We start from the raw sequence: 23,711 nt of genomic DNA, 5'->3' as shown, positions 1-23,711 counted from the left end.
TTTCGCTATCTTTTCCAATAAAATGAAAACTGTCCATTTTCATACGCCTTCTTCATCTTTCTCTTCATTAATCGTTTAACAAGCATCCTGATCGGTGGAAAAAGCAGAAAGAACCCGATTAAATCCGTGAGAAATCCCGGGGTGAGAAGCAGCGCTCCTCCGGCAATAATACAGGCGCCGTCCAATAACGATTCTCCTGGCAGTTCTCCTCGTGACATCTTCGTCCTGAACTGCAGCAGCGTCTGCATGCCCTCCCTTTTAGCGAGCCATGCCCCAATAATACCGGTCAAAAAAATCAGTCCGATGGTGACAGGTATGCCTATATGCTGGCCAGCCAAAATAAACAACCCAACCTCAATGGCAGGGACAATAATAAAAACAGGCAGCAAATAACGAAACATAGCAAAACCTCATCTCTTAAAGTACCTTTGTACTCAGTATATAAAGAAAACCGTGCTGACGCTAACATTGTTGCTTTTAGAATTCTAGAAGTGGTTGATCTCCGTTACAGGTGCACGCTTTCCGCGGGGCGGGAGGTGAGCCCTTTTGTCGCTACGCGCCTTTAAAAGGTCTCACCTGCCCACTCATCCCGCCGGAGTCGGCACCTTTCACTGCGATCAACCTTTCAATGAAGCATTCAAAGTTGACTAAGTTTAATGTTTCAGCAAAAAAATTTTTTGAAATAAAAGCTACCTTCATAGATGGGGAGTTGAAGCGTGACGCCCTACAAAGCGGAAATCTGAAGTTCATGTTTGCAAAATCAGGAACTCTATAGCAGTAATTTTTACAATATTTACTTTCTATGACGTTTACACTATCTTTCAATCATCTATGAATACTTCATTGTTCAAGTTGATTGGAGTGTAAGGCACCGACCCCTGCCCCGCGGAAAGCGTGTGCCTGGAACGGAAATCAACTACACCTCTGAATTCAAAAAAACAACAAAGCTTGCGAAAACAATTAATTATAAAAAGTATAAAAAGCCTTATCGCTGCTATATCAAGCAAAGCAATAAGGCTTTCTTTAATTTGTTATTAAAGAACGTGCTGGTGGCCGTCGTAGATGTAGCCTTTGGATGCATCTACTGTGATTTCTTGACCGTCTTCAAATAATGTTAAGGCGTTTTGCATGCCAACGATGACAGGAATGCCAAGGCTGACACCGACTACTGCTGCATGGCTTGTCAATCCGCCTTCTTCTGTAATAACAGCAGAAGCTTTCTCGAAAGCGGCAATCATGTCGCGGTCCGTTCCAACTGTTACAAGGATTGCACCTGGCTCCATTTTATCCAATGCTTCCTGTGCTGTTCGTGCGATCACGACTTTACCAGTCGCCGTCGTCTGCCCGATTCCCTGGCCTTTTGCCAGTACATCGCCAATAACATGTACCTTCATCAAGTTCGTTGATCCAGATTCGCCAACAGGCACTCCAGCAGTAATCACAACAAGGTTGCCGTGCTGAACGTGTCCAGCTTTCAGCGCAGAATCAATCGCTGTCTGGAACATTTCATCCGTCGTTTGAGCTTTTTCGCCTTTAACAGGCGTTACACCCCATACGAGTGAAAGCTTGCGGCATACATCTTCGTTGCTCGTTACAGCGATGATCGGTGCCTTCGGACGGTATTTAGAAATGCTTCTCGCTGTTTGTCCTTTTTCAGTTGCAGTGATGACAGCGTTGGCTTCAAGGTTTAAAGCCGTGAAGGATACAGACTGAGAAATCGCATCTGTGATTGTCGTTTTGCTTTCTTTGCTACGCAGTGAAAGGATGTTGCGATAGTCCAGTGAGCTCTCAGCACGGCTTGCGATTTTATGCATCGTCTGAACTGCCTCGACTGGATACGTTCCAGCAGCCGTTTCGCCTGAAAGCATGATCGCGTCTGTTCCATCAAAGATAGCGTTCGCCACGTCACTCGCTTCAGCACGTGTAGGACGAGGGTTGCGCTGCATAGAATCAAGCATTTGAGTCGCTGTGATAACCGGCTTTCCTAGCTCGTTACATTTTTTAATAAGCATTTTTTGAACGAGCGGCACTTCTTCTGCTGGGATTTCCACACCAAGATCGCCACGCGCTACCATCAAGCCGTCAGATACAGCCAAAATTTCGTCGATGTTGTCGACACCCTCTTGATTTTCAATCTTCGGGATGATCTGAATATCAGCCGCGTTGTTACGCTCAAGAATATCTCGGATTTCAAGCACGTCAGTAGCTCGTCTCACAAAAGAAGCAGCGATAAAATCTACACCTTGCTGAATACCGAACTCAATGTCTTTTGCGTCCTTATCCGTGATTCCCGGAAGTTTAACACTTACGTTAGGAACGTTTACGCCTTTCTTGTTCTTGAGCGTACCTGAATTTAGGACCTTCGTCTGAAGCTCGCCGTTTCCGATTCCTGTTACTTCAAGCTCAATTAATCCGTCATCAAGAAGGATGCGTGAGCCAACATGAACGTCTTCGATAAGACCAGGATAGGAGATCGAAATTTTATTTTCGTTTCCGACAACCTCTGTCATGGATACGATCAGCTCTTGGCCAGCTTTTAATTCTGCTACACCATTCTCTAATGTTTGCGTACGGATTTCAGGGCCTTTTGTATCTAAGAGGATGGCAACCGTTTTCCCCAAAGCGTTTGCAGCTTCGCGGATATTCTTGATTCGTGCGCCATGCTCCTCAAAATCTCCATGAGAGAAGTTTAAACGGGCAACGTTCATGCCTGCTTCAATCAGCTGGCTAAGCTTTTCCACACTTTCACTTGCTGGTCCAATCGTACATACAATCTTAGTCTTACGCATAATTGCCTCCTGAAATTTAAATGTCATTTCCGCAAGAAGGCACCGTACGCCAGTAATCGTGGAGCACGATGCTTAATCCTTTATAGCCGTTCTTCATTTATTTATATGGATAGTTCTTCAGACAAACGGTACATGCCTTCATCGATAGCATGCTTTCGTCCAAGCACTTCCGTGATGTCGTAGTCAACGAGTTTATTATTTTCAATACCAACGGTGCGGCCAGCTTTTCCTTCTAGAAGAAGTTCAATCGCTCTAGCTCCAAGACGGCTTGCCAGCACACGGTCCGCTGCAGTCGGTGACCCGCCGCGCTGGATGTGCCCGAGAACGGTAACACGTGTTTCAAAGCCGGTCAGCTCTTCAATCTTGTTTGCCACGTCTCCGCCGCTGCCAACACCTTCTGCGACGATGATGATGCTGTGCTTTTTGCCGCGTTCATGTCCGCGTTTGAGCTTTTGAACGACATCTTCCATTTCATGCTTGGCTTCTGGAATCAGAATCGTTTCAGCACCATCCGCAAGTCCTGCCCAAAGGGCAAGATCTCCCGCATCACGGCCCATGACCTCAATGATGTATGTGCGTTCATGGGAAGTAGCTGTGTCACGAATTTTATCAATCGCACCAATTATCGTGTTGAGCGCAGTATCGAATCCGATCGTAAAGTCTGTTCCTGGAATATCGTTGTCGATCGTCCCTGGTACTCCAATGGTTGGATAGCCGTGCTCTGTAAGCTTTTTCGCTCCTTGGAACGAACCATCACCACCGATTACTACAAGGCCCTCAATACCGAATTTATTCAGCTGCTCAATGCCTTTTTTTTGCCCTTCTAGCGTTTTGAACTCTTCGCATCTGGCAGAGTACAGCATGGTACCGCCGCGGTGAATGATATCTCCTACTGATCCAAGCTCAAGTTTCTTTATGTTACCCGCAATTAAGCCTGCATAACCATTGTATATCCCGTAAACTTCCAAATCGTGAAAAATCCCTTTACGAACGACTGCACGTATCGCTGCGTTCATGCCTGGAGAGTCTCCACCACTCGTAAGAACCCCTATCCGTTTCAAACAAATCCACCTCTCTAGTTCTCTCGTCTTACTAAAATATCATGTTCAAAAGTTGAACACAATAGACAACCAACCACAAAAAAATGCGCTCTCTCTAGGCAGAGAAAGCACATTCCTTATTTAACAACAATGGAATCGGTTACAAAGGAAAATTGTCCGATTTTTTTATATTTTTCGTAACGCTGTTCGATCAGTCCATTTTCGGATAAATTTAACAGGTCTTCTAATGATTGGCTTATAACTGCATCAATAAGAGCTGCTTGTTCCTTTTTATCGCGATGAGCACCGCCTTTTACTTCTGGAATAATCTCATCGATAATTCCCATATCCTTCAAGTCTGGAGCGGTTATTTTCATAGATTCAGCGGCGCGTTTAGCCTGCGACGCATCCTTCCAAAGAATAGCTGCTGCTCCTTCTGGTGAAATGACAGAGTATGTGGAATTTTCCAGCATGTGAACGTGGTTGCCGACTCCCAGGGCAAGTGCGCCTCCGCTACCGCCTTCGCCAATCACGATGCAGATTACCGGCACCTTCAGACCCGCCATTTCGACTAAGTTCCGGGCAATCGCCTCGCTCTGTCCTCGTTCTTCCGCTGCTTTCCCTGGGTAGGCACCTTTTGTATCAATAAAACAAATGATCGGCCGGTTGAACTTTTCTGCCTGCTTCATGAGCCTCAGTGCTTTTCTATAGCCCTCTGGATGTGGCATGCCGAAGTTTCGGCGGATGTTCTCTTTCGTGTCTTTTCCGCGCTGATGGCCGATGACGGTAACTGGAACATCCTTATACATCGCGATACCGCCTACGATGGCAGCATCATCTGCATAAAGCCTGTCTCCATGGAGCTCAATAAAGTCCGTCATAAGAAGCGAAATATAATCCAATGTTGTCGGGCGTTCCGCATGGCGGGCGATCTGAACCCTGTCCCAAGGCTTCATGTTTTCATACGTATCCTGCTGAAGTCCCGCAAGCTTCTCTTCCAGCCTGCTGATTTCGTCGCTCAAATCGATGCCTTTTTCACTCATAAAGCTTTTTAATTCAGCGATTTTATTTTCCAATTCGCCAATCGGACGTTCAAACTCTAGTTCCCCTGCCATACTAACGCCTCCCCTCATGATGAATTTTCAATATTTTTGATAACGTTGATTTCATTTCCGTTCTTGGTAATACCGCATCCAGCTGCCCGTGTTTAAGAAGGAATTCTGCTGTCTGAAAATCTTCCGGCAATTCTTGGCGGATGGTCTGCTCAATAATCCTTCTGCCGGCGAAACCAATCAATGCGCCCGGCTCAGCAAAATTGTAATCTCCAACGGAAGCGAAGCTCGCTGATACCCCTCCGGTAGTAGGATGGGTCATCACTGAAATAAACAGCTGCCCCTCATCACTCAGCTTTCTAAGTGCGACAGATGTTTTGGCCATCTGCATGAGAGACAGCACACCTTCTTGCATTCTGGCTCCGCCGGAAGCAGTGAAAATCAAGAAAGGTTTTTCTTTTAACGCCGCTTGTTCGATGGCTCTCGTGATTTTTTCACCAACAACAGACCCCATGCTTCCCATCCGGAACCTGGAATCCATCACCGCTATGACAACAGGGTAGCCTGATAGTGTTCCTTCACCTGTTACGACAGCTTCGTTAATGGCTGTTTTTTTGCGGTCGCTCTCTAGCTTTTCCAAGTATCCCGGAAAGCCAAGGGGATTAGCTGAGATCATTTCGCGGTCATACTCATGAAAGCTTCCTGGATCAAGGAGGCTGTCAATCCGCTCCTTAGAGCTCATCGGATAGTGGTGCTGGCAAGACTGACAAACAAGCAGGTTTTTCTTGAGTTCTTTCGTATAAAGGATACTTTTGCATCCTGGGCACTTAGACATTAATCCTTCTGGAACATCCTGTTTTAATTTTTCTGACGGAATTGTGGCATACTTCTTCTTTTTAGCAAAAAAGTCTTTTAACAAACGAACACCACCTATCAGTGTACTTAATTCATGGTCTGTTTCTTTAAGATGTCTGCAATGGTCATGCTGTCTTTTGACCGGAGTGCCTTTAAGATAGCCTGGCAATCTTCCGATGTAAGTGAATTTTCTGCGGTGAACGCCGTATCATATCCGTTCAGCTCCACATAAAGGCGATACAGCAAGTGATTTCTCCCTGACTGCACGAACAGCTTCTCGAATTTCCTTGCTGCTTCCGGCACGGATTCCGCCTCTCTAGCCAGCACTTCAAGATGTTCTGTCTCTTCATCAGAAATTCTGCTGCATGTAAGTTCCACACAGTCTTTAATTATGATATGCCTTGTTTCAGCCAGATCTTCCTGTGCTTTCGTATCGTTCAAAATAAAAGATGCAAGAACCTCAACGAGACGGTGCCCCGTCGCTTCGCGGATGAATGTACCTTCCCCTCTGCGCGTTTCAATCAGTCCTAAAAGCTCGAGCGCCCTGAAGGCTTCGCGAACAGAAGAACGGGAAGCACAAAGCCTGTCGGTCAGCTCTCTTTCTGACGGAAGCTTGTCTCCTGGCTGCAGACCGTCTTCAGAGATAATCGATTTAATCTTTTTCAGTATTTCAATATACACTTTTTCAACAGGCTCGCTTGGCATTCCTTTCTCCTTTGGACCGTATGAATTCTTTTACTTTCCGATAATGGCAAGCTGACGCGTTTTTTCTGCAACGTCTTCTGGATTCACTTTAATTCTGGCTACACCTGTTTCCATCGCTGCCGTTGCTACAGCAGCTGCAACAGCCGGTGCAACTCGAGGATCAAATGGAGCAGGAATAACGTATTCAGCTGATAGTTCAAGCGGATCAACAAGACTGGCGATCGCATGAACGGCAGCAATTTTCATTTCTTCGTTAATGTGTGTCGCACGCACGTCCAGCGCCCCGCGGAAGATGCCTGGGAATGCCAGCACGTTATTGACCTGGTTCGGAAAATCTGACCGGCCGGTCCCAATTACTTTAGCACCTGCTTCTCTTGCTGCTTCTGGCATGATCTCCGGATCAGGATTGGCCATCGCAAATATAATGGGATCAGCATTCATCGCTGTAACCATATCTTTTGTCAATGCTCCCTCAACAGAAACACCGATAAACACATCTGCCCCTGTAATGACATCAGCAAGCGTTCCTTCGATTTTCTGCCTGTTTGTAAAGCGCGCTACCTCACTCTTAACAGGGTTCATTCCGTATGGTCGTCCTTCAAAGATTGCTCCCTTTGTATCGCACATCACGATTTCTTTGACGCCAAAACGGTCGAGAAGCTTGATAATCGCAATGCCAGCCGCACCAGCACCGTTCACAACGACTCTGATCTTGCCCATCTCTCGTCCTGTCAGCTTTAAGGCGTTAACAAGGCCCGCTACTGTAACAATGGCTGTCCCGTGCTGATCATCATGGAAAATAGGAATGTTCGTTTCCTTCTTTAACCTTTCCTCGACAACAAAGCAGTTTGGTGCAGCGATATCTTCCAGGTTAACCCCACCGAATGTCGGCTCTAGAAGTTTAACGGTCTCGATGATTTTTTCCACATCAGTCGTGTTCAGGCAGATCGGGAATGCATCCACTCCTGCAAAGCTCTTAAACAGAACGGCTTTTCCTTCCATAACGGGTAGCGCTGCTTCTGGACCAATGTTGCCGAGCCCCAGTACTGCCGTACCGTCCGAAACGACAGCCACAGTGTTGCCTTTCATTGTATACTCGTATACTTTGGATTTGTCATCGTAAATATCCTTGCATGGCTCTGCCACACCCGGTGAGTAGGCAAGGCTTAAATCCTTGGCATTGCGCACGGGCACCTTTGATTTCGATTCGAGCTTCCCTTTGTTTACCCTATGGATATGCAGTGCTTCTTCTCGTAAAATAGACATTTCTTCATCTCCTAATATTCAAGTATTTATAGATTGATAAGCCAATTAGGAGGTGGTCAGACCACTGCATTGACTTATTCATTATATCAAATGTAGACATGCTGTAAAACGTTATTTTTCTTTTAAGATAACATTCTCTTCTCCGACGATGGCCGCAAGTGCCTGGATCACTTGATTGTCTGCCAACACCGGATGCCTGAATCTTGCTTTTTTGCCGGTTTGTTCGTCATAAAGAATGACCGCTGTCTCTCCAGGGGAACCGGATAGCTTTTCAGCAACAGCATGTATGGATTCATCCTTACGGCCAGAAGAGAATTTGACATAAAGGGTTCTTTCATTCGATGCCTTTTTAGGCGGAAGCTTAGAAAGCGGCATCGCTTTTTTGATAATAAGCTGCACCGACTCATTACGCTTTTCCACACTTCCTTCAACAAAAAGCAACTCCCCTTTTTGCAAGACAGCATGATAAAGCTTGTACGTTTCTGGAAACGCCACCGCTTCCGTTTCTCCCGTCTCATCACTGCAGCCAATAAACGCCATCATGTCGCCTTTTTTTGTTTTAATGACTCTGACCTTATCAATCATGGCCCCCATTCGTATCTCTTGATTGGTCTTTACATCACCCATTTGATATACCGGATATGTGTTCCAGTCCTCCAGCAGAGGCCGATGTCTTTCGATAGGATGAGAGGAAAAGAAAAACCCTAGTGCTTCCTGCTCAAAGGCGAGCTTATCATTTTCCGTAAGAGGCGGAACTTCCACATAAGGAGGTTTCGGTAGGGTGTCTTTGTCTCCAAATAGCCTATATTGCTCCTGTGCCTGCAGCGCCTGCACCTTCTCACCATACTCCATTGCAGAATCCAGGGACGCTAGCAGCACGGAACGATCTTTGCCGAAGCCATCCATCGCACCGGCGAAAATGAAGGATTCTAGTGTCCGTTTGTTCACTTTCTTCGTGCTGCAGCGCGCACATAAATCAAACAAATCTACAAAAGGCTTTTCTCTGCTCTTTTCTAAAATGTGCCGGATAGACTGCAGCCCCGCATTTTTTATGGATAGTAACCCGAACCGAATCGCATCGCCTTCCGCCTGAAAGGAAATGCCGCTTCTGTTTACACAAGGCTGAAGTACAGCGATCCCTTTGCTTCTTGATTCCTTTATATACGCATTCAGCTTGTCCGGATTGCCGATGACACTCGACAGCAGTGCTGACATGAAGTCCTGAGGATAATTGGCCTTTAAATACGCAAGCTGATACGAAATGATGCTGTAGGCAACGGCATGGCTTCGGTTAAATCCATAATCGGCAAACATGACGATCAAATCATATAGGGCGTCGGCTGTTTCCTTGCTGTAGCCATTCGATAAACATCCATCAACAAAATGGGCACGCTCACGAAGCAAGATATCTTTTTTCTTTTTTCCTACGGCCCTTCGCAAGAGATCCGCTTCACCGAGCGAGAAGCCGGCAGCTTTTGACGCAATCTGCATGATCTGTTCCTGATAGACAATGACTCCATATGTGGGACTCAATATCGGTTCAAGATCTTCATGCAAATAGCTGACTTGTTTCTTGCCATGTTTACCTTCTATATAAACAGGAATGTTTTGCATCGGACCCGGACGATACAGCGCATTGACTGCTACAATATCTTCAAACTCTGTTGGCTGCAGCTGCTGCAATACGCGGCGCATTCCGTCTGACTCTAGCTGAAACACACCAGTGGTGTCCCCTGCTCCGAGCAGTTCGAACGTCTTCTTATCATCGAAGGGAATTTCATCCAGATGGATAGAAATACCCGTTCGATTTTGAACCGAAGTGATGATTTCTTCAATAAGAGATAAATTTCTCAGTCCGAGAAAATCCATTTTCAGCAGCCCGGCTTCTTCCAGCCATTCCATACTGAATTGCGTCAGTGCGATGCCGCCATGCCCTTCCTGAAGAGGGACATGTTCATGAAGCGGATCAGAGCTGATGACAACTCCGGCTGCATGAGTAGAAGCATGGCGCGGCAGCCCCTCTAAAGTGGCGGCAACATCGACCAGATGCTTCACTTCTTCTATTTCCTTATACGCTTTTTCAAGACCATATGATTCTTTCATCGCATCCTGCAGCGTGATGCCTGGCCGGGAAGGAATCAGCTTGGCTGCTTTGTCCACGAGTTCATTCGGTGTGTCCATTACTCTGCCTGCGTCGCGAAGTGCTGCTTTGGCAGCCAGTGTACCAAACGTAATGATTTGTGCGACATGGTCAGCACCATACTTATCAGCGACGTAGTTCAGCACTTCCTCACGCCGATTATCAGGGAAATCGATATCAATATCCGGCATTGAAATTCTTTCCGGATTAAGAAACCGTTCAAAAAGAAGTCCATGCTTCATCGGATCTACATTGGTTATTCTCAAAACGTAAGCGACGATCGACCCAGCAGCCGAGCCACGGCCAGGGCCTGTTATCATGCCTGTTTCATGAGCAAACTTCATAAAGTCCCAGACAACAAGAAAATAATCTTCAAAATGCATCCGGCTGATGATGGATAGTTCATACTCTAACCTTTCCATCACATCTGCTTTCACTTCTTTGTATCGCTGTTTCGCACCTTCCAGACACGTTTCTTTTAAGAACTCATGAGCAGAAGTTCCATCTGGCAGCGGATACCGGGGCAGCATCGGGATGCCAAGCTGTAGATCAAGCTGACATTTTTGGGCGATCTTTTCCGTGTTATGAACCGCCTCGATTTCATGCGAGAAGCGTTCTTCCATTTCAGATGATGACTTTAAATAATATTCATCAGTGGGCAACGCTATCTTACGGCTGTCCTTTTCCTTCGCTCCGTGCTTGATGCAAAGTAGAACGTGGTGAGCTTTCGCGTCAGATCGATCGATATAATACGTCTCATTCATTGCAGCGAGTGGAACATGGAACCGCCTTGACAGTGAAAGAAGCTCCATGTTGATTGTTTTCTCCCTGCCTGTTCCATGATCCTCGATTCCGATATAAAAATCGTCAGAGAACCAGTCCGTATAAAGAGATAACGTTTCTTCGATTGCTTGCGGATCTTCATTGAGTAAAAGCTGTATTTCGCCTTCAATACCTGAAGATACCGCTAAGAGCCCGTCTCGGTGATGATACAAAATTTCTTTAGGAACGGCACGGGAATTCCCTTTGGTATCACGCATGATATACGTGCTTAGCTTTAACAGGTTGGCATAGCCTGTTTCATTTTTTGCATAAAGAAGGAGATGTCCCGAAGAAGAGGTGACGTTCGAGATCACAGCGGTCTCGATCTCAAGCCCGATAATCGGGTGTATCCCCTTTTCTTTGCACGCTTTATAAAATGCGAGCGCACCGTACATGTTTCCTTTATCTGTGACAGCCAGAGAGGAGAAGCCTAGCTCCGACGCCCTTTCAACAAGATTCTTAAGCCTGCACGAGCTTTCAAGCAGACTGTATTCGGTATGTATATGAAGAGGAACGAACATGGCAGTACCTCACCCCCTTTATTGATTTGTATTCATTATAGTATATCGGCTGGTGACGAGTCTCAATATAAACGCATATGCCGTGCAAGAATACCATACATTGTTAGAAAGGGGGACAAGGATATGGTACGGGATTTCGTCTCTAACATTATTATTGATTTCTTTATTGCTTTTGGCGTGATACTAGGCGGTGCACTCATTGGGGGACTTGCTTCATTTCTCGTTGGCAAAGCACCTATGATGGAAACCGTGGAGCTGGCCAAAAAACTGAAAATCTGGGCGATTGTTGCGGCAATCGGCGGCACCTTCGACACGATTTCGAACTTTGAAAGAGGGCTCGTAGACGGGGCTACATTCGAAATATTTAAGCAGCTGTCGTATATCCTCGTAGCGATGGCAGGCGCCAACTCTGCCATGCTTCTGCTTCAGTGGCTCACACAGGAGAACTTAAGCTGATATGCGAATTCCGCCATATTTTCATAGAAAAGGGTATCAGCGCTTTTTTGCCGGCCTGGTCATCGGCACGATCCTAGGCTGGGTCTTTTTTTTAGTTCAGTTTGGGTTGTCACAGGAAAAATATATCGAAATTATACTGAGCCAAAAAGAAATCATCCGCAATCTCAAAAATTCGCAAAAGCTGATCATTGCTGACAATGAAAAGAACAACGAAGAAGTTGCCAAGAAACTGAAGGTGCAGGAAGTTAAAGTACAGGTGAGCAACGCCGATAAGCTAAAAGCCCCCCAGCTGGATCAGCTAATGGTCAAGCAGCGCGTAACAGAAGAAATGCATCATTTAATCGGACAAGATATTGAGACAGTAGCAAAAAGTGAGCGTTTATTGCGAAAAGCGATTGAAAACAAGACCTTTGTCATCGATGACCACTCTTATCAAGTACGCATTGTGAATTTATTTTTATACACAAAACTTGAGCTCCATATTCACATTTCTCCTCAAATTACTTTGTGATTCTGTTTTTCCGGAGGCTTTATTTTACTATTTGATGACACTTTTACGTTATACATGGAAATAGACAGACTTTTTTTATAAACTACTATATATAAAGAATGGGGGGAAAAGCGGACATGATCATCAATCGCAAAGAACTAGCACGTGCAAAAGTGAAAGAACTGCAAAACGGCTATTCAGCTTTTGCTGAAACGAAGGAAGTAGCTGATTTAATAAAAAAGGAAATTGAAAAATTGAAATTGGACGTCGATGAAGATGTGACAGATGTTGGCTCGTGGTTCATCCCTAAGAAATAGCAAGACCCCCATATGGAGGTCTTTTTTTGTGGCTGCGCGGTGTGATTCCTATTAAGAGACGGGTGTATATTCTTGCACAATTTCTATCAGGCCACGGATGACTTCTTTCGTCTCTTCTGGAGTATAGATGGTTGCACCTGAAGATCGCGGGTGCCCACCTCCGTTGAACTGGCGTGCCAGCCCGTTTACAACAGGGCCTTTTGATCGAATCCTCACCCTGATTTGGTCAGGTTCGTCAACAAAGAAAGCCCAGGCAAGCATTCCTTCTACATGAGAAAAGGCATTCACCAGAAGCGAGGCTTCGCTCACCGACACATTGTATCGTTCTAAAATCTCCTTTGTTAAATGGATGCTCCCCACTCTTCCTCTGCTATGCGTCTGAAAGTTCTCCATCACGTAGCCGGCAAGACGGGCGAGCGGCTCCGACGTTTTATACAGTCCTTCGTACAGTTCATGAACCTCCGCACCCGCCGCGAGCAGCTCGGCCGCATAACGGAATGTTCTCTCGGTTGTATTGGAATAAAGAAATCTTCCCGTATCCCCTACTATTCCAGAGTAGAGAAGCGTTGCCGTCTTCTTAGAAAGGACCAGCCCGTGTTCACGGCCAAAAAGATAGAAATCCATGATCATCTCACTCACAGAGCTTGAGGATGTGTCCACCCATAACAGATCACCATATGGGTCTTCGTTCGGGTGATGGTCAATTTTTATGATTTTCTCACCGCTTGCATAGCGCTGGTCGCTGATTCGGGGAGAATTCGCCGTATCGCAAACAATGACAAGCGCCCCTTCATACATGTCGTCAGTTAGTTCATCCATCCTTACGAGAAAAGTGAGGGAACCGATTTCTTCTCCCGCCATGTATACCTCTTTTTCCGGAAAGCTGTCTTTAATGATCTGAGCCAGTCCCCCCTGTGAACCGAGGGCATCAGGATCTGGTCTGACATGTCGGTGGATGATGATCTTGTTATATTGTTTAATGTTTTCTAAAATGGCTTCCTTCATTGATGCTCTCCTTTCATGAAACATTCTGGCAATGCGGCTAAAAAAGCAGTACAATATAAAGCGGATTACTTAATTGAAATCAATGACAGCTGAGGTGCGATAAATGCCATTATTCGTTATTCTTATCATTCTATCTTTTTCTCTTTATGCCTTCTTTAAAGTGCGGGAAGTACGGGCAAAAAATTTGTATATTAAAGGCTGGAACGCTGCCAAATCCAGACTGGCGTTAGGTTTATTCCTTCTTTCTTTCGGCATGAATGAATTATCAAGCATTGAAACGAAGCTTCAGCTTTGGGTAGCCATTATCTTTGTTATTTATGGTGCCGCCCTGCTGTACACAGGCTTCAAACGATACAAGCACTTTACACCTCTCGCACAAAAGGAAATGGAATAATAGTGATAGAAAAAGCCTTGCCGCCGCGCAAGGCTTTTTTTCTCTATGGCCTGTGATCGATTAATTGAGCCATAAGGAGAGCTTTTCCAACAAGGGTGTCTTCTAAATAAAGCTCAATATCCATTTTGCCAAACTTTCTGCTCATCTCGATGACTTTTGGGGTGATGGTCACGATATTTTCCATCTGCACCGGTTTAATGTAATAGAATGTGACATTTTCAACAACAAGGTCCCCTCTTTTTATCCTTCTAAGTGCCTTGCGTGCAGCCTCCGTCACAAGAGTCATCATCACACCATACGAAACAGTTCCAAGCGGATTGGTCATCTGCGGTGTGATGGTGCAATCATATTTCACATCATATCCTTCTTTTCTTTCTCTCATTTCAGTTGTGACCATGTCATCAAACGTCGCGGCAATCTGCGGCTGTTTCTGCATCATCTGCAGAGCCTTCAGCACATCCTGGCGAGTCAGGATTCCGATTAGTTTATGGCTCGCTGAGATGACAGGAAGCAACTCTATACCTTCCCAAATCATCATATGAGCACAAGAGGCGACAGACGTTTTCTCCGTTACCGTTAACGGAGACCTGGTCATCACTTTCTCAATTGATGTATCGACTGGCACACCGATAATGTCTTTAGATGTAACAACGCCAGTGATCCTCATTTGTTTATCCACCACAGGATAACGGCTGTGCTGCGTCTGCTCGTTTAATTCATGCCATCTCCGGACAGTGTCCTGCTGCCTTAGAAAATACGTGTCATCTATCGGTATCAGGATATCGGAAGCAAGGACGATTTCCTTTTTGATCAGCTGATCTGAAATCGCGCGGTTGATCATCGTCGCGACGGTAAAGGTATCATAAGAGGTAGAGATGACAGGAAGCTTCAGCTCATCAGCAATTCTTTTGACTTCCTCTTCTGTATCAAATCCACCTGTTATTAAAATGGCACTTCCCGCCTTCAGACCGAGCTCGTGTGCGTTCGTACGGTTTCCGACGATTAAAAGGCTTCCAGCTTCTACATATCTCATCATCGCTTCAAGCTTCATCGCACCGATCACAAATTTGTTCAGCGTTTTATGAAGGCCTTCTCTGCCACCCAGCACTTGCCCTTCGACAATATTAACTACCTCTGCAAACGTTAGTTTTTCAATATTTTCTTTTGCTTTCCGTTCAATTCGTATTGTGCCGACTCTTTCAATCGTGCTGACGAGCCCTTGGTTCTCTGCTTCTTTAATGGCTCTGTAGGCGGTACCCTCACTTACTGTCAGGTCTTTTGCCACTTGACGAACAGAGATTTTCGATCCGATTTCAAGCGTTTCAATATGCTGCAAGATTTGTTCATGTTTCGTTGACACCGGCATCACTTCTTTCCAACTGTATCTATCTGTTTCATTGAATTTATTAATACAGATTATACAAGGTTGGAAAGATATTCTCAACCTCCCGTAATTTCCCTGATCCCGCCTTGTATATTTTGACTGCGCTGAACCACTTTGATAACAGGCTTTTTGGCTCGTACAGAAAATTGGCCGGCAGCAAACAGCGCTGCCAATAACAGCCAGCATACTACAAACGTTATCGACATGCCCTCGAACGCTTGAATCATTGTGCTTCTTCCGACATACAGCAAGTAAGCTAACAAAAGAAACTTTAACAATGTGTAATTTGGCATAAAAATAACCTCCCTGCTTTCATATGTATGCCGCATAAGGGAGGTTAGAAGATTATATTGTGATGGTCTCTCCGCTCTCAAGAACCCTTCCTTTCACTTTCAGCTGCTTAACGAAAGCATGAGGGTCCTGCTTGATAGGCGGAAACGTATTATAATGTATCGGTACGGTCAGTTTCGCATTTACCCACTCGGCAGCATCTTTCGCATCCTCAGGCCCCATCGTAAAGTTATCCCCGATTGGAAGAAATGCGACATCAATAGCATTACGTTCTCCAATCATTTTCATATCCGAGAAGAGCGCCGTGTCGCCTGCATGGTAAATCGTCTTTCCATTCATAGTCAAGAGGATTCCAGCTGGCATGCCTGTATAAACTACCGTACCATCTTCTTCACTATAACTGGAGCCATGGAAAGCTTGCGTGAATTTCACTTTTCCCCAATTAAACGCGCGGCCGCCGCCAATATGCATAGCATGTGTTTGCAGCCCTTTGCTCTCTAAGTACTCCGCCAGCTCAAACGGTGCAACAATAAGAGCATTCGTCCGTTGTGCAATCTTAACGGTATCTCCAACATGATCGTTATGGCCATGCGTCAGCAAGATGACGTCGGCTTTTATCTCATCTGATCTGATCGTACATAGCTCGTTTCCACTTAAAAAAGGATCGACCCAAATGGAATGTCCTCCCTCTTCAACATGCAGAACAGAATGTCCGTGATAAGTGATTTTCAACTGCGTCAACTCCTTTACTATGTTGTTCGCTATCCTCTTCTGTTCCCCTTCCCTTTTCTTCATAAAAAAACACATGTAAACAAAAAACATCATCCGGTAAACTAACCAGATGATGTATCCATTTACATGGTTGATAGCAAAAATCCCGCTTCTTTATATTCAAGGCCATGTGCTTCGGCAACAGCGCGGTATGTGACATACCCGTTCAGTGTGTTGATTCCTTGAAGCAGTGCCTCATTATCAAGACAAGCCTTCGAATATCCTTTATTGGCAATTTGCAGTGCGTAAGGGACCGTTACGTTCGTCAGGGCTATCGTAGATGTTCTCGGCACAGCACCTGGCATGTTGGCAACCGCGTAATGCAAGACGCCATGCTTTTCATAGGTAGGATTGTCATGTGTGGTGATTCGGTCGACTGTTTCAAAAATCCCGCCTTGATCGATGGCCACATCGACGATTACAGATCCCGGTTTCATCGACTTAATCATTTCTTCTGTCACCAGCTTTGGCGCACGTGCACCAGGAATGAGTACCCCGCCAATCACAAGATCCGACTCTGCAACAGCAAGAGCAATATTTAGCGGATTGGAAATCAATGTATTGATCTCGGCTCCAAATATATCATCCAGCTGCCTCAGGCGCTCGGGATTTAGGTCAATTATGGTCACATCAGCACCAAGACCCATAGCGATCTTAGCTGCGTTTGTTCCAACGACACCACCGCCGATAATCGTCACTTTTCCTCGTTTCACCCCAGGCACTCCGCCTAAAAGGATGCCCATACCGCCCTTTGGCTTCTCTAAGAACTGAGCTCCGATCTGTGCTGCCATTCTTCCTGCCACTTCACTCATAGGCGTTAAAAGGGGAAGGGTGCGGTTAGGCAGCTGAACCGTTTCATAGGCGATCCCCACTACTTTATTATCGGCAAGAGCCTTTGTCAGTTCAGGTTCTGGCGCAAGGTGAAGGTACGTGAAAAGTATGAGGCCTTCATGAAAATATATATACTCTTCTGGCAGCGGTTCTTTCACTTTCATGACCATTTCCATCGACCAAGCCTGTGCAGCAGAATCCACAATGCTGCCGCCGGCTTGCTCGTATTCTTCATCTGAGAAACCGGAACCTTCTCCAGCACCCCTTTGAATAAATACTTCGTGACCGGATGCCACCAGGTTCAATACCCCGGCAGGTGTCATTGCAACTCGATTTTCATTGTTTTTTATTTCAGACGGCACACCTATTTTCATCAACAATCCCTCCTGTAAGAATACAATTAAGGAAATAACACGGTTCATATGCTGTTGGAAAATTTATGCTGATGCCCTTATTGTTAACATACCACCAATAATTTAAAATAAAAAGTTAATTTATTTTCGGTAACGGTTAATAACGTCACGGCCGCCAGTGACCGATATGACACTGCCTGTCACCATGTCGGAGTCTTCCTCACACAAAAATGTAACAAGCCGGGCAATGTCTTCCCCTGTTCCTGACCGGCCAACGGGCGTTTCCGGATCACGAATTTTTTTAGCATAGGAGATATCTGCTTCTTTCATCTCACCTAGTATATTCCCAGGGCAGATCATGTTTGCCGTGATGCCGAATTCCGCTTCTTCAAGCGCGATGGTTTTGGTGAGAGAGACGAGTCCAACCTTTGCGGCGGAAAAGGCAGATCGGTACATCCAGCCTGGTGCATGGTCTGCATCCTGAAAACCATATGTAACAATGCGGCCGAACCGCTGTTCTCTCATCGTGGGAACGGTCAGCTTAAACAAATAAAACACCGCGCTTAAGTTGCCCGATATCATCTCGTCCCATTCCTCTTCTGTATAATCAGCCAGCTTTTTTCTTGTGAAGATATAAGGGCCGGCGTTGTTGATCAGACAGTCAATCCGCCCGAAGCGAGCAAGTGAGGCGTCCGCAAGCCTCTTTAAATCTTCCTTTTTAGTCACATCACCTTTGACAAAGAGCAGCCTGTCACTATATTGCTCCCAATCAGAACGAAGCTTTTCAACCGTCATTTCATCGCTTCTGTAATTGACAGTCACTGCATAACCTCTCTGCAGCAGATGCTCTGTTACTTTTCTGCCCAATCCCTTCGTTCCCGCTGTTATTAGAGCATGTTTCATCCTAAAGCCTCCCGTTCTCCCTATCCTTTCATTAGTCTACTACAAAAGAAGCTTTTTTACGTGAATAACCCACTTCAGAACATCATGCACTTATCATAATTCTTTGAAGCGGTTGACGTTCATTGATGACCGCCTGCTCGCTCGACCTTTAAGAGGAACTAAATGAATGAATAATGCAGACTCTCCTGACGCTAAGACTTTAAGTCAGCCTTAATTGGACGTATACTTCGTTCCTGAAATTTTTGACTGAGCCCGACATTTTTGTTAAAGAGTTATGCTTTCTTAATGTACATAAAAACCAGCTGACAGGGCCATTCCCTGCAGCTGGCTTTTAGGTTATTGAAGGCTTTCTTCGTCTTCTGTTTTGCTGCGTTTTTCATGCTGATCGAGCATGTCCACCGCACCACTTTGGTAAGAGGCGCTGATCTGCTCATGAACGGTCATTTCTGCCTCTTGATCGAAATCCCATTCATTATTTTGCTTTTCTTTTGCCATTTTTGTGCTCTCCTTCTAAATAAGATGTTCTTATTTTTCGCCGTGAGAGCGGTTATTACCCTATTCAATCGCTGCCAATTCCAGCAAGGTTTCTTCCGCAAGCTTGAGCTGATCCCTTACAGCATCGAAGCCTGTGCCTCCTTCTGAGTTCCGTTTTCCTGCCGCCGTTTCTGGAAGAAGATCGTGATATACATCTTCTTCAAAGAGCGGACTATACGCTTTATACTCCTCAATCGGAACATCCAGTAGATAGATCCCTTTTTGAATGCAGCTGAACACCACCTTGCCGGTGATTTCGTGCGCTTCACGGAAAGGCATCCCTTTTTTCGCTAAATAGTCAGCCAGTTCCGTCGCGTTAGAATAATCCTTGTTTACTGCTTCCTTCATTTTGCCTGTGTTGATCGTAATCTCTTTCATCATGCCGTTGAAAATGGATAAACACCCGGTGATCGTTTCAATGGTATCGAAAACTGGCTCTTTGTCTTCTTGCATGTCTTTGTTATACGCCAGCGGCAATCCTTTCATAATGGTGAGCAAATGCATCAAGCTGCCATATACGCGTCCAGACTTGCCTCTTATGAGCTCCGCCATATCGGGATTTTTCTTTTGCGGCATCATGCTGCTGCCAGTCGAATAGCTGTCACTGATTTCGACGAACTGAAATTCCTGTGATGACCAAAGAATCAGCTCTTCACAAAAACGAGAGAGATGCATCATCAGCAGTGAAGCATTCGAGCAAAATTCAATCGCAAAATCACGGTCACTCACCGCGTCGAGGCTGTTCGGATACAAATCAGAAAAGCCTAGTTCATCTTGAGTCATCTTGCGGTCAATAGGAAATGTTGTCCCTGCGAGCGCTCCTGCACCAAGTGGGGAGATATCTGTGCGCTTCAGACTATCCGTGAATCGCTCTTTATCACGCTTGAGCATCCAAAAGTACGCCATCACATGATGAGCGAAAGAAACTGGCTGTGCTCTTTGCAGGTGAGTGTAACCAGGAACGATGGTCTCAACATGCTGCTTAGCCAGTTTCAGCAAGGTGGTTTGCAGGCTGGTGATATGACTGATGACAGACAACGTTTGTTTCTTCACGTGCAAATGTAGATCTGTCGCCACTTGGTCGTTTCGGCTCCTAGCCGTGTGAAGCTTTCCGCCGATTGGGCCAATTTCTTCTATTAACAGCTTTTCAATATTCAGATGAATATCTTCATACTCTGTCTTAAAAATTAACTCTTGATTTTCGGCACGCTTTTTCAGCACGAGAAGCCCACTTTCAATGACGCTGTATTCTTCTGAGGTTAGAATTTTGCATTTGTACAGCATCTTCGCATGTGCAAGGCTTCCTGTTATATCGACCACGGCAAGACTTTGGTCGAAACCGATTGATGCGGCGAACTCATCGACCCACTGTTCAGGGTGCTTCTCGAAGCGGCCTCCCCATAGTTTTGTCACACTTTCACCTCATTTTTCTGCACCATGCTGCTTACTTTTGTTGGCAAGCCCCATAAAGAGATGAAGCCTTTCGCAGCCTGATGATCGAATTCGTCTTCTGCTGTGTAGGTTGCCAGTTTCTCATTGTATAGAGAGAATGGTGACTTTCTGCCTTCTACGATCGCATGACCTTTAAATAGCTTGACACGCACAATGCCTGTTACATATTGTTGCGTTTCTTCCAAGAATGCGGCCAAAGGCTTTTGCAGCGGGCTGAACCAGAGCCCCTCATAAATCAATTCTGTGATTTTCTTTTCAATAACCGGCTTAAAGTGCGCGACTTCTTTAACAAGTGTTAAATCTTCAAGCTCTTTATGCGCTTTGATCAGTGTTAATGCTGCCGGACACTCATAGACTTCACGAGACTTGATGCCGACTAGCCTGTTCTCGACATGATCAATGCGGCCGACACCATGCTTCCCAGCCAGTAAGTTTAACTCAGCGATCAATGCATCAAGCGCCATATAGTGTCCATCTAAAGACACGGGCACTCCTTTTTCAAAACCGATTTCCACCATCTCCGGCGCATCCGGTGTTTTCTCTAATGGCAGAGTCAGTTCGTATGCCGCTTCAGGCGGAGCTGCCCAAGGATCTTCCAGTATACCGCATTCATTGCTTCTTCCCCATAAGTTCTGATCAATAGAAAATGGATTTTCTGTTTGGATGGGAATGGGGATGTTATGCTGTATAGCATATTCAATTTCTTCTTCACGAGACCATTGCCAGTCTCGCACAGGTGCGATCACTTCGAGTTCAGGTGCGAGTGCCGAAATTGATACCTCAAAACGTACTTGGTCGTTCCCTTTCCCTGTGCATCCGTGCGCAACAGCAGCAGCGCCATATGCCTTGGCTGTTTCCACAAGTTTTTGTGCGATCAGCGGGCGGCTTAGTGCAGAAACGAGCGGATACTTCCCTTCATAAAGTGTGTGTGCTTGAAGCGCCGTCAGTGCAAATGTTTCTGCAAACTCTTTCTTGACATCCAATACGATCGATTCTTCAGCACCAACCGTTAACGCTTTGCTTTGAATGAACGGCAGATCTTTTCCTTCTCCAACATCAAGACACAGTGCAATGACACTGTACCCTTTTTCCTTTAACCACTGAATCGCTACTGATGTATCTAATCCTCCTGAATAAGCTAATACTACTTTCTTTTCTCCCATGAGAAATCCCTCCAGACAATGTATAAAACACTACTTAATTTGAATTTTTATTCATTTAATTGCATAAAAAGCTGAGAACGTTTCGTTCCTTTCATCACATTCACATCTTACCAAACCCATTTCGTTTTTGCAATAATATTCTTTAACGTGAATAAAAATTCCTTTTTAGTCACTTTCATTAAAATTTGTAGCCATTCTCATCAGTGTCCGGTAAACTAGGCTTGAGGTGAAATGTATGAAGGTGACATTCAGGAAAGACCAGCGCTTAGGTATAACTATTCCTGTCTTGCAGCAAGAATGGGAGAATTATTCACCGGATGCACAAGAGGCCATTCTTCTAGAATGGGAAGCCGTTCGAGGCATCATCCCTGATCGAATAAAAGAGATTGAAGGCTATATAGACACCATGCAGATGCAGCTGAACACAGAAGAAAATTTTCAAGTGTCCTGCGATTTAAATGATAAAATTGCAGACCTTGCATCAGTGATTAATGATCTCTGGCTATGGTTTCGCTATAACGGTGCATCCATCAGTAAGCCGCATAACTGAATACATTAAAAACCGCCGGAAGTTCCGGCGGTTTTTTTTATTTGTTCAGCTGCTGCTTGATGTGCTGAAGTTCAGGCAGTATCAGTTTTTCCATAGCAAGCGTGACGGCACCTATGGAACCAGGTATCGCAAAAAGCGCGGTCCTGCCGGCTGTTCCGGCAGCTGCACGGCTCATGATTGCACTTGATCCGATGTCTTCCGTATAGCTGAGCATGCGGAAAATTTCACCAAATCCAGGCAGTTCTTTATCGAACAAAGAGGAGACGGTTTCTATGGTAATGTCACGAGCTGCGATTCCTGTCCCTCCGGTGATTAAGATAACATCAACACGTTTGTCAGCCAGCATTTCTTCGAGCTGCTGCTGCAGCAGAATAGCTTCGTCACGTAAGATGATATGATCGTTAACTGTGTGTCCAGCGTTTTTAAGAAGTTCAACTATCCGTTTTCCGCTTTTATCATTCTCTCGTGTCCTCGTGTCACTGACAGTCACAATGGACGCGTTGACGAAGGAAGGCGCTTCTCTTTTATGCTCAGTGGGTGTGCTGCTCAAAATGTCATACTCCTGTTCTCGCTTAAAAACCGTTTTTGATAGAAACGGTGTGCCATCTCGGTAATTCTTCTGGATTGCTGATAGTTGGATGCTGCACCAAGTGCCATGCCAAACAGAGGAATCCCTTGTACCAGCTTTTTTCTCAGCATGACGATCGCCAACGCTTTGATCCCCTGCTTCAACGGCTGTGACAGCCAGTTAATATCCGCGACTTCATCGTTACCAGCGTAAAAAATCGGGTGGTCTTCTGTTGTAGAAAGCTCATGAAACAGTTCGTCCCATTTTTCTCCTTGATGTTTTTTAGGCAGTGTTGCCATATGAAACACTTTTAACGAGCGCATCATCTCAGCAGGCTTTTGTATGTCAAATCCATAGTGAAGTGCGATAGATTGAACAGAGCGAACACCAAGCGTAACAGCAGCAGGAAAGTCACTTCCTAATAACAGCAGTCCTCCTGTCCCTGCAAGTCCTCCCTGTGCGAGGGACGTGAGCCTGTTTCTCGCAATTTCTTGATCTGCCATGTATATCAGCTGGTCAATCGTGCATTTTTGTAAATCTTCAATTTCATAAATATCCTCACGAAAGGTTCTCGCTTCAGAAAGGATTCGCTTACGGGTATCGAGCTGAAATTGTGAATTTTGAATGAGTGCATGAATGTGGAAGAGTGACGCATCAATCCATTCACTCACCGTTCCTCCCCATTCTGAAGGCAGCTTTTCGAGCTGTGATGACAGCCATTTATCGTATGTTCTGCCAAAGTCGGTCGGTTCGTATGTAAAATAATCATGTTCCCATTCCTGGATGTCACGCCATACTTGTTCATCTCTTTGAGTTCCGTTCACCACATCCGCCTCCTGATCTTTTTTACCATTATACCTTTATAAAGGGAATTGTTAAAAGCGGGGTGATAAAATGAGTAAAGAAAACTTGCCTGAAACCAAGCTTTTTCGTCAGCTCTCGTTGACCTTATCGTTTGTTCATTTGCTTGTTGACTGCGCCACTTTCCTTCACTTTAAAAACGTTACGCTTTCTTAAAGTAGAAAAAAAGAAGCCGTCATCAATGACCGCTTCTTTTTC

The 23,711-nt window shown here is 45.3% G+C and carries 24 protein-coding genes; 5 read left to right on the top strand and 19 right to left on the bottom strand.

Going from position 1 to position 23,711, the window contains the following annotated elements; all coding sequences use genetic code 11:
* Positions 1-5 precede the first annotated feature (5 nt).
* The 8 genes from ACFQPF_RS17300 to ACFQPF_RS17265 form a co-directional block, all read right to left on the bottom strand.
* Positions 6-401 (bottom strand): FxsA family protein, encoded by a 396-nt coding sequence (locus ACFQPF_RS17300; RefSeq protein WP_379751280.1) that lies wholly within the window; start codon positions 399-401, stop codon positions 6-8.
* A gap of 633 nt (positions 402-1,034) precedes the next feature.
* Positions 1,035-2,789 (bottom strand): pyruvate kinase, encoded by a 1,755-nt coding sequence (gene pyk / locus ACFQPF_RS17295; RefSeq protein WP_379751278.1) that lies wholly within the window; start codon positions 2,787-2,789, stop codon positions 1,035-1,037.
* A 101-nt stretch (positions 2,790-2,890) separates the two neighbouring features.
* Entirely contained in the window at positions 2,891-3,850 is a 960-nt protein-coding gene (gene pfkA, locus ACFQPF_RS17290) for a 6-phosphofructokinase (protein WP_379751275.1), read from the bottom strand.
* Between the two features lie 116 nt (positions 3,851-3,966).
* Positions 3,967-4,944 carry an acetyl-CoA carboxylase carboxyl transferase subunit alpha gene (accA, locus tag ACFQPF_RS17285; RefSeq protein WP_379751273.1) on the bottom strand — a complete coding sequence of 326 codons (978 nt, stop codon included), beginning with the start codon at positions 4,942-4,944 and terminating at the stop codon, positions 3,967-3,969.
* Position 4,945: 1 nt separating this feature from the next.
* The gene (accD, locus tag ACFQPF_RS17280) at positions 4,946-5,800 is read right to left on the bottom strand and encodes an acetyl-CoA carboxylase, carboxyltransferase subunit beta (RefSeq protein ID WP_379751271.1); all 855 of its coding nucleotides are present in this window, start codon (positions 5,798-5,800) and stop codon (positions 4,946-4,948) included.
* Positions 5,801-5,823: 23 nt separating this feature from the next.
* Positions 5,824-6,441, bottom strand: coding sequence for a FadR/GntR family transcriptional regulator (locus ACFQPF_RS17275; protein WP_379751269.1), 618 nt, complete (start codon positions 6,439-6,441; stop codon positions 5,824-5,826).
* Positions 6,442-6,471: 30 nt separating this feature from the next.
* The gene (gene ystJ / locus ACFQPF_RS17270) at positions 6,472-7,707 is read right to left on the bottom strand and encodes an NADP-dependent malic enzyme (RefSeq protein ID WP_379751267.1); all 1,236 of its coding nucleotides are present in this window, start codon (positions 7,705-7,707) and stop codon (positions 6,472-6,474) included.
* A 111-nt stretch (positions 7,708-7,818) separates the two neighbouring features.
* Entirely contained in the window at positions 7,819-11,190 is a 3,372-nt protein-coding gene (locus ACFQPF_RS17265; protein WP_379751265.1) for a DNA polymerase III subunit alpha, read from the bottom strand.
* A 123-nt stretch (positions 11,191-11,313) separates the two neighbouring features.
* Between ACFQPF_RS17265 and ACFQPF_RS17260 the strand changes: the two genes are divergently transcribed.
* The 3 genes from ACFQPF_RS17260 to ACFQPF_RS17250 all read left to right on the top strand — a co-directional run bounded on the left by ACFQPF_RS17260 (position 11,314) and on the right by ACFQPF_RS17250 (position 12,453).
* Positions 11,314-11,646 carry a YtrH family sporulation protein gene (locus ACFQPF_RS17260; RefSeq protein WP_379751263.1) on the top strand — a complete coding sequence of 111 codons (333 nt, stop codon included), beginning with the start codon at positions 11,314-11,316 and terminating at the stop codon, positions 11,644-11,646.
* Position 11,647: 1 nt separating this feature from the next.
* Positions 11,648-12,157, top strand: coding sequence for a sporulation membrane protein YtrI (ytrI, locus tag ACFQPF_RS17255; protein WP_379751261.1), 510 nt, complete (start codon positions 11,648-11,650; stop codon positions 12,155-12,157).
* 116 nt (positions 12,158-12,273) lie between these two features.
* Positions 12,274-12,453, top strand: a complete 180-nt coding sequence (locus tag ACFQPF_RS17250) for a YtzJ family protein (RefSeq protein WP_379751259.1) — start codon at positions 12,274-12,276, stop codon at positions 12,451-12,453.
* A gap of 51 nt (positions 12,454-12,504) precedes the next feature.
* Here ACFQPF_RS17250 and ACFQPF_RS17245 read toward each other — a convergent pair whose 3' ends face one another.
* Entirely contained in the window at positions 12,505-13,458 is a 954-nt protein-coding gene (locus ACFQPF_RS17245) for a DHH family phosphoesterase (RefSeq protein WP_379751257.1), read from the bottom strand.
* Positions 13,459-13,561: 103 nt separating this feature from the next.
* On the opposite strand from ACFQPF_RS17245, the gene ACFQPF_RS17240 reads away from it, so the two are divergent.
* Complete coding sequence (locus ACFQPF_RS17240) at positions 13,562-13,852, top strand: YtpI family protein (protein ID WP_379751255.1); 291 nt, start codon at positions 13,562-13,564, stop codon at positions 13,850-13,852.
* A 43-nt stretch (positions 13,853-13,895) separates the two neighbouring features.
* On the opposite strand, the gene ACFQPF_RS17235 is transcribed toward ACFQPF_RS17240, so the two are convergent.
* From ACFQPF_RS17235 to ACFQPF_RS17200, 8 genes are all read right to left on the bottom strand, one after another.
* Entirely contained in the window at positions 13,896-15,212 is a 1,317-nt protein-coding gene (locus ACFQPF_RS17235; RefSeq protein WP_379751253.1) for a DRTGG domain-containing protein, read from the bottom strand.
* 80 nt (positions 15,213-15,292) lie between these two features.
* On the bottom strand, positions 15,293-15,529 hold the full coding sequence (locus ACFQPF_RS17230; protein WP_379751251.1) for a hypothetical protein: 237 nt from the start codon (positions 15,527-15,529) through the stop codon (positions 15,293-15,295).
* A 52-nt stretch (positions 15,530-15,581) separates the two neighbouring features.
* Entirely contained in the window at positions 15,582-16,259 is a 678-nt protein-coding gene (locus ACFQPF_RS17225) for a metal-dependent hydrolase (RefSeq protein ID WP_379751249.1), read from the bottom strand.
* Between the two features lie 122 nt (positions 16,260-16,381).
* Positions 16,382-17,503, bottom strand: a complete 1,122-nt coding sequence (gene ald, locus ACFQPF_RS17220) for an alanine dehydrogenase (RefSeq protein ID WP_379751247.1) — start codon at positions 17,501-17,503, stop codon at positions 16,382-16,384.
* A gap of 120 nt (positions 17,504-17,623) precedes the next feature.
* Positions 17,624-18,385, bottom strand: a complete 762-nt coding sequence (locus tag ACFQPF_RS17215; RefSeq protein WP_379751245.1) for an SDR family oxidoreductase — start codon at positions 18,383-18,385, stop codon at positions 17,624-17,626.
* 336 nt (positions 18,386-18,721) lie between these two features.
* A complete protein-coding gene (locus ACFQPF_RS17210) occupies positions 18,722-18,880 on the bottom strand; it encodes a hypothetical protein (RefSeq protein ID WP_379751243.1) in 159 nt (52 codons plus the stop codon).
* A 60-nt stretch (positions 18,881-18,940) separates the two neighbouring features.
* On the bottom strand, positions 18,941-20,332 hold the full coding sequence (gene argH / locus ACFQPF_RS17205) for an argininosuccinate lyase (RefSeq protein WP_379751241.1): 1,392 nt from the start codon (positions 20,330-20,332) through the stop codon (positions 18,941-18,943).
* A complete protein-coding gene (locus ACFQPF_RS17200; RefSeq protein ID WP_379751239.1) occupies positions 20,329-21,534 on the bottom strand; it encodes an argininosuccinate synthase in 1,206 nt (401 codons plus the stop codon). Before ACFQPF_RS17200 ends, argH begins: the two co-directional genes overlap by 4 nt.
* 235 nt (positions 21,535-21,769) lie before the next feature.
* On the opposite strand from ACFQPF_RS17200, the gene ACFQPF_RS17195 reads away from it, so the two are divergent.
* Positions 21,770-22,084 (top strand): hypothetical protein, encoded by a 315-nt coding sequence (locus ACFQPF_RS17195; RefSeq protein WP_379751237.1) that lies wholly within the window; start codon positions 21,770-21,772, stop codon positions 22,082-22,084.
* Between the two features lie 37 nt (positions 22,085-22,121).
* Here ACFQPF_RS17195 and ACFQPF_RS17190 read toward each other — a convergent pair whose 3' ends face one another.
* Both ACFQPF_RS17190 and ACFQPF_RS17185 read right to left on the bottom strand, forming a co-directional pair.
* Positions 22,122-22,634 (bottom strand): MogA/MoaB family molybdenum cofactor biosynthesis protein, encoded by a 513-nt coding sequence (locus ACFQPF_RS17190; RefSeq protein WP_379751235.1) that lies wholly within the window; start codon positions 22,632-22,634, stop codon positions 22,122-22,124.
* Positions 22,631-23,476, bottom strand: a complete 846-nt coding sequence (locus ACFQPF_RS17185) for an EcsC family protein (protein ID WP_379751233.1) — start codon at positions 23,474-23,476, stop codon at positions 22,631-22,633. The genes ACFQPF_RS17190 and ACFQPF_RS17185 overlap by 4 nt, the downstream gene beginning before the upstream one ends.
* Positions 23,477-23,711 lie beyond the last annotated feature (235 nt).

The sequence above is a fragment of the Fictibacillus iocasae genome (genome assembly GCF_042665465.1).
In the GTDB taxonomy this organism is placed as follows: domain Bacteria; phylum Bacillota; class Bacilli; order Bacillales; family Fictibacillaceae; genus Fictibacillus; species Fictibacillus iocasae.
The sequence above is the reverse complement of the archived record's forward strand: the minus strand, read 5'-3'. Positions and strand labels throughout refer to the sequence as shown.

What these genes read in the sequence shown, in the direction of transcription:
- ACFQPF_RS17240 (WP_379751255.1), top strand. Translation starts at nt 13,562, where the DNA reads ATGCCATTATTCGTTATTCTTATCATTCTATCTTTTTCTCTTTATGCC.
- ACFQPF_RS17300 (WP_379751280.1), bottom strand. Translation starts at nt 401, where the DNA reads ATGTTTCGTTATTTGCTGCCTGTTTTTATTATTGTCCCTGCCATTGAG.
- ACFQPF_RS17200 (WP_379751239.1), bottom strand. Translation starts at nt 21,534, where the DNA reads ATGGGAGAAAAGAAAGTAGTATTAGCTTATTCAGGAGGATTAGATACA.
- ACFQPF_RS17265 (WP_379751265.1), bottom strand. Translation starts at nt 11,190, where the DNA reads ATGTTCGTTCCTCTTCATATACATACCGAATACAGTCTGCTTGAAAGC.
- ACFQPF_RS17215 (WP_379751245.1), bottom strand. Translation starts at nt 18,385, where the DNA reads ATGAAACATGCTCTAATAACAGCGGGAACGAAGGGATTGGGCAGAAAA.
- ACFQPF_RS17275 (WP_379751269.1), bottom strand. Translation starts at nt 6,441, where the DNA reads ATGCCAAGCGAGCCTGTTGAAAAAGTGTATATTGAAATACTGAAAAAG.
- ytrI (WP_379751261.1), top strand. Translation starts at nt 11,648, where the DNA reads ATGCGAATTCCGCCATATTTTCATAGAAAAGGGTATCAGCGCTTTTTT.
- ACFQPF_RS17245 (WP_379751257.1), bottom strand. Translation starts at nt 13,458, where the DNA reads ATGAAGGAAGCCATTTTAGAAAACATTAAACAATATAACAAGATCATC.
- ystJ (WP_379751267.1), bottom strand. Translation starts at nt 7,707, where the DNA reads ATGTCTATTTTACGAGAAGAAGCACTGCATATCCATAGGGTAAACAAA.
- ACFQPF_RS17260 (WP_379751263.1), top strand. Translation starts at nt 11,314, where the DNA reads ATGGTACGGGATTTCGTCTCTAACATTATTATTGATTTCTTTATTGCT.
- ACFQPF_RS17210 (WP_379751243.1), bottom strand. Translation starts at nt 18,880, where the DNA reads ATGGCAAAAGAAAAGCAAAATAATGAATGGGATTTCGATCAAGAGGCA.
- ACFQPF_RS17250 (WP_379751259.1), top strand. Translation starts at nt 12,274, where the DNA reads ATGATCATCAATCGCAAAGAACTAGCACGTGCAAAAGTGAAAGAACTG.
- pyk (WP_379751278.1), bottom strand. Translation starts at nt 2,789, where the DNA reads ATGCGTAAGACTAAGATTGTATGTACGATTGGACCAGCAAGTGAAAGT.
- ald (WP_379751247.1), bottom strand. Translation starts at nt 17,503, where the DNA reads ATGAAAATAGGTGTGCCGTCTGAAATAAAAAACAATGAAAATCGAGTT.
- ACFQPF_RS17195 (WP_379751237.1), top strand. Translation starts at nt 21,770, where the DNA reads ATGAAGGTGACATTCAGGAAAGACCAGCGCTTAGGTATAACTATTCCT.
- ACFQPF_RS17230 (WP_379751251.1), bottom strand. Translation starts at nt 15,529, where the DNA reads ATGCCAAATTACACATTGTTAAAGTTTCTTTTGTTAGCTTACTTGCTG.
- accA (WP_379751273.1), bottom strand. Translation starts at nt 4,944, where the DNA reads ATGGCAGGGGAACTAGAGTTTGAACGTCCGATTGGCGAATTGGAAAAT.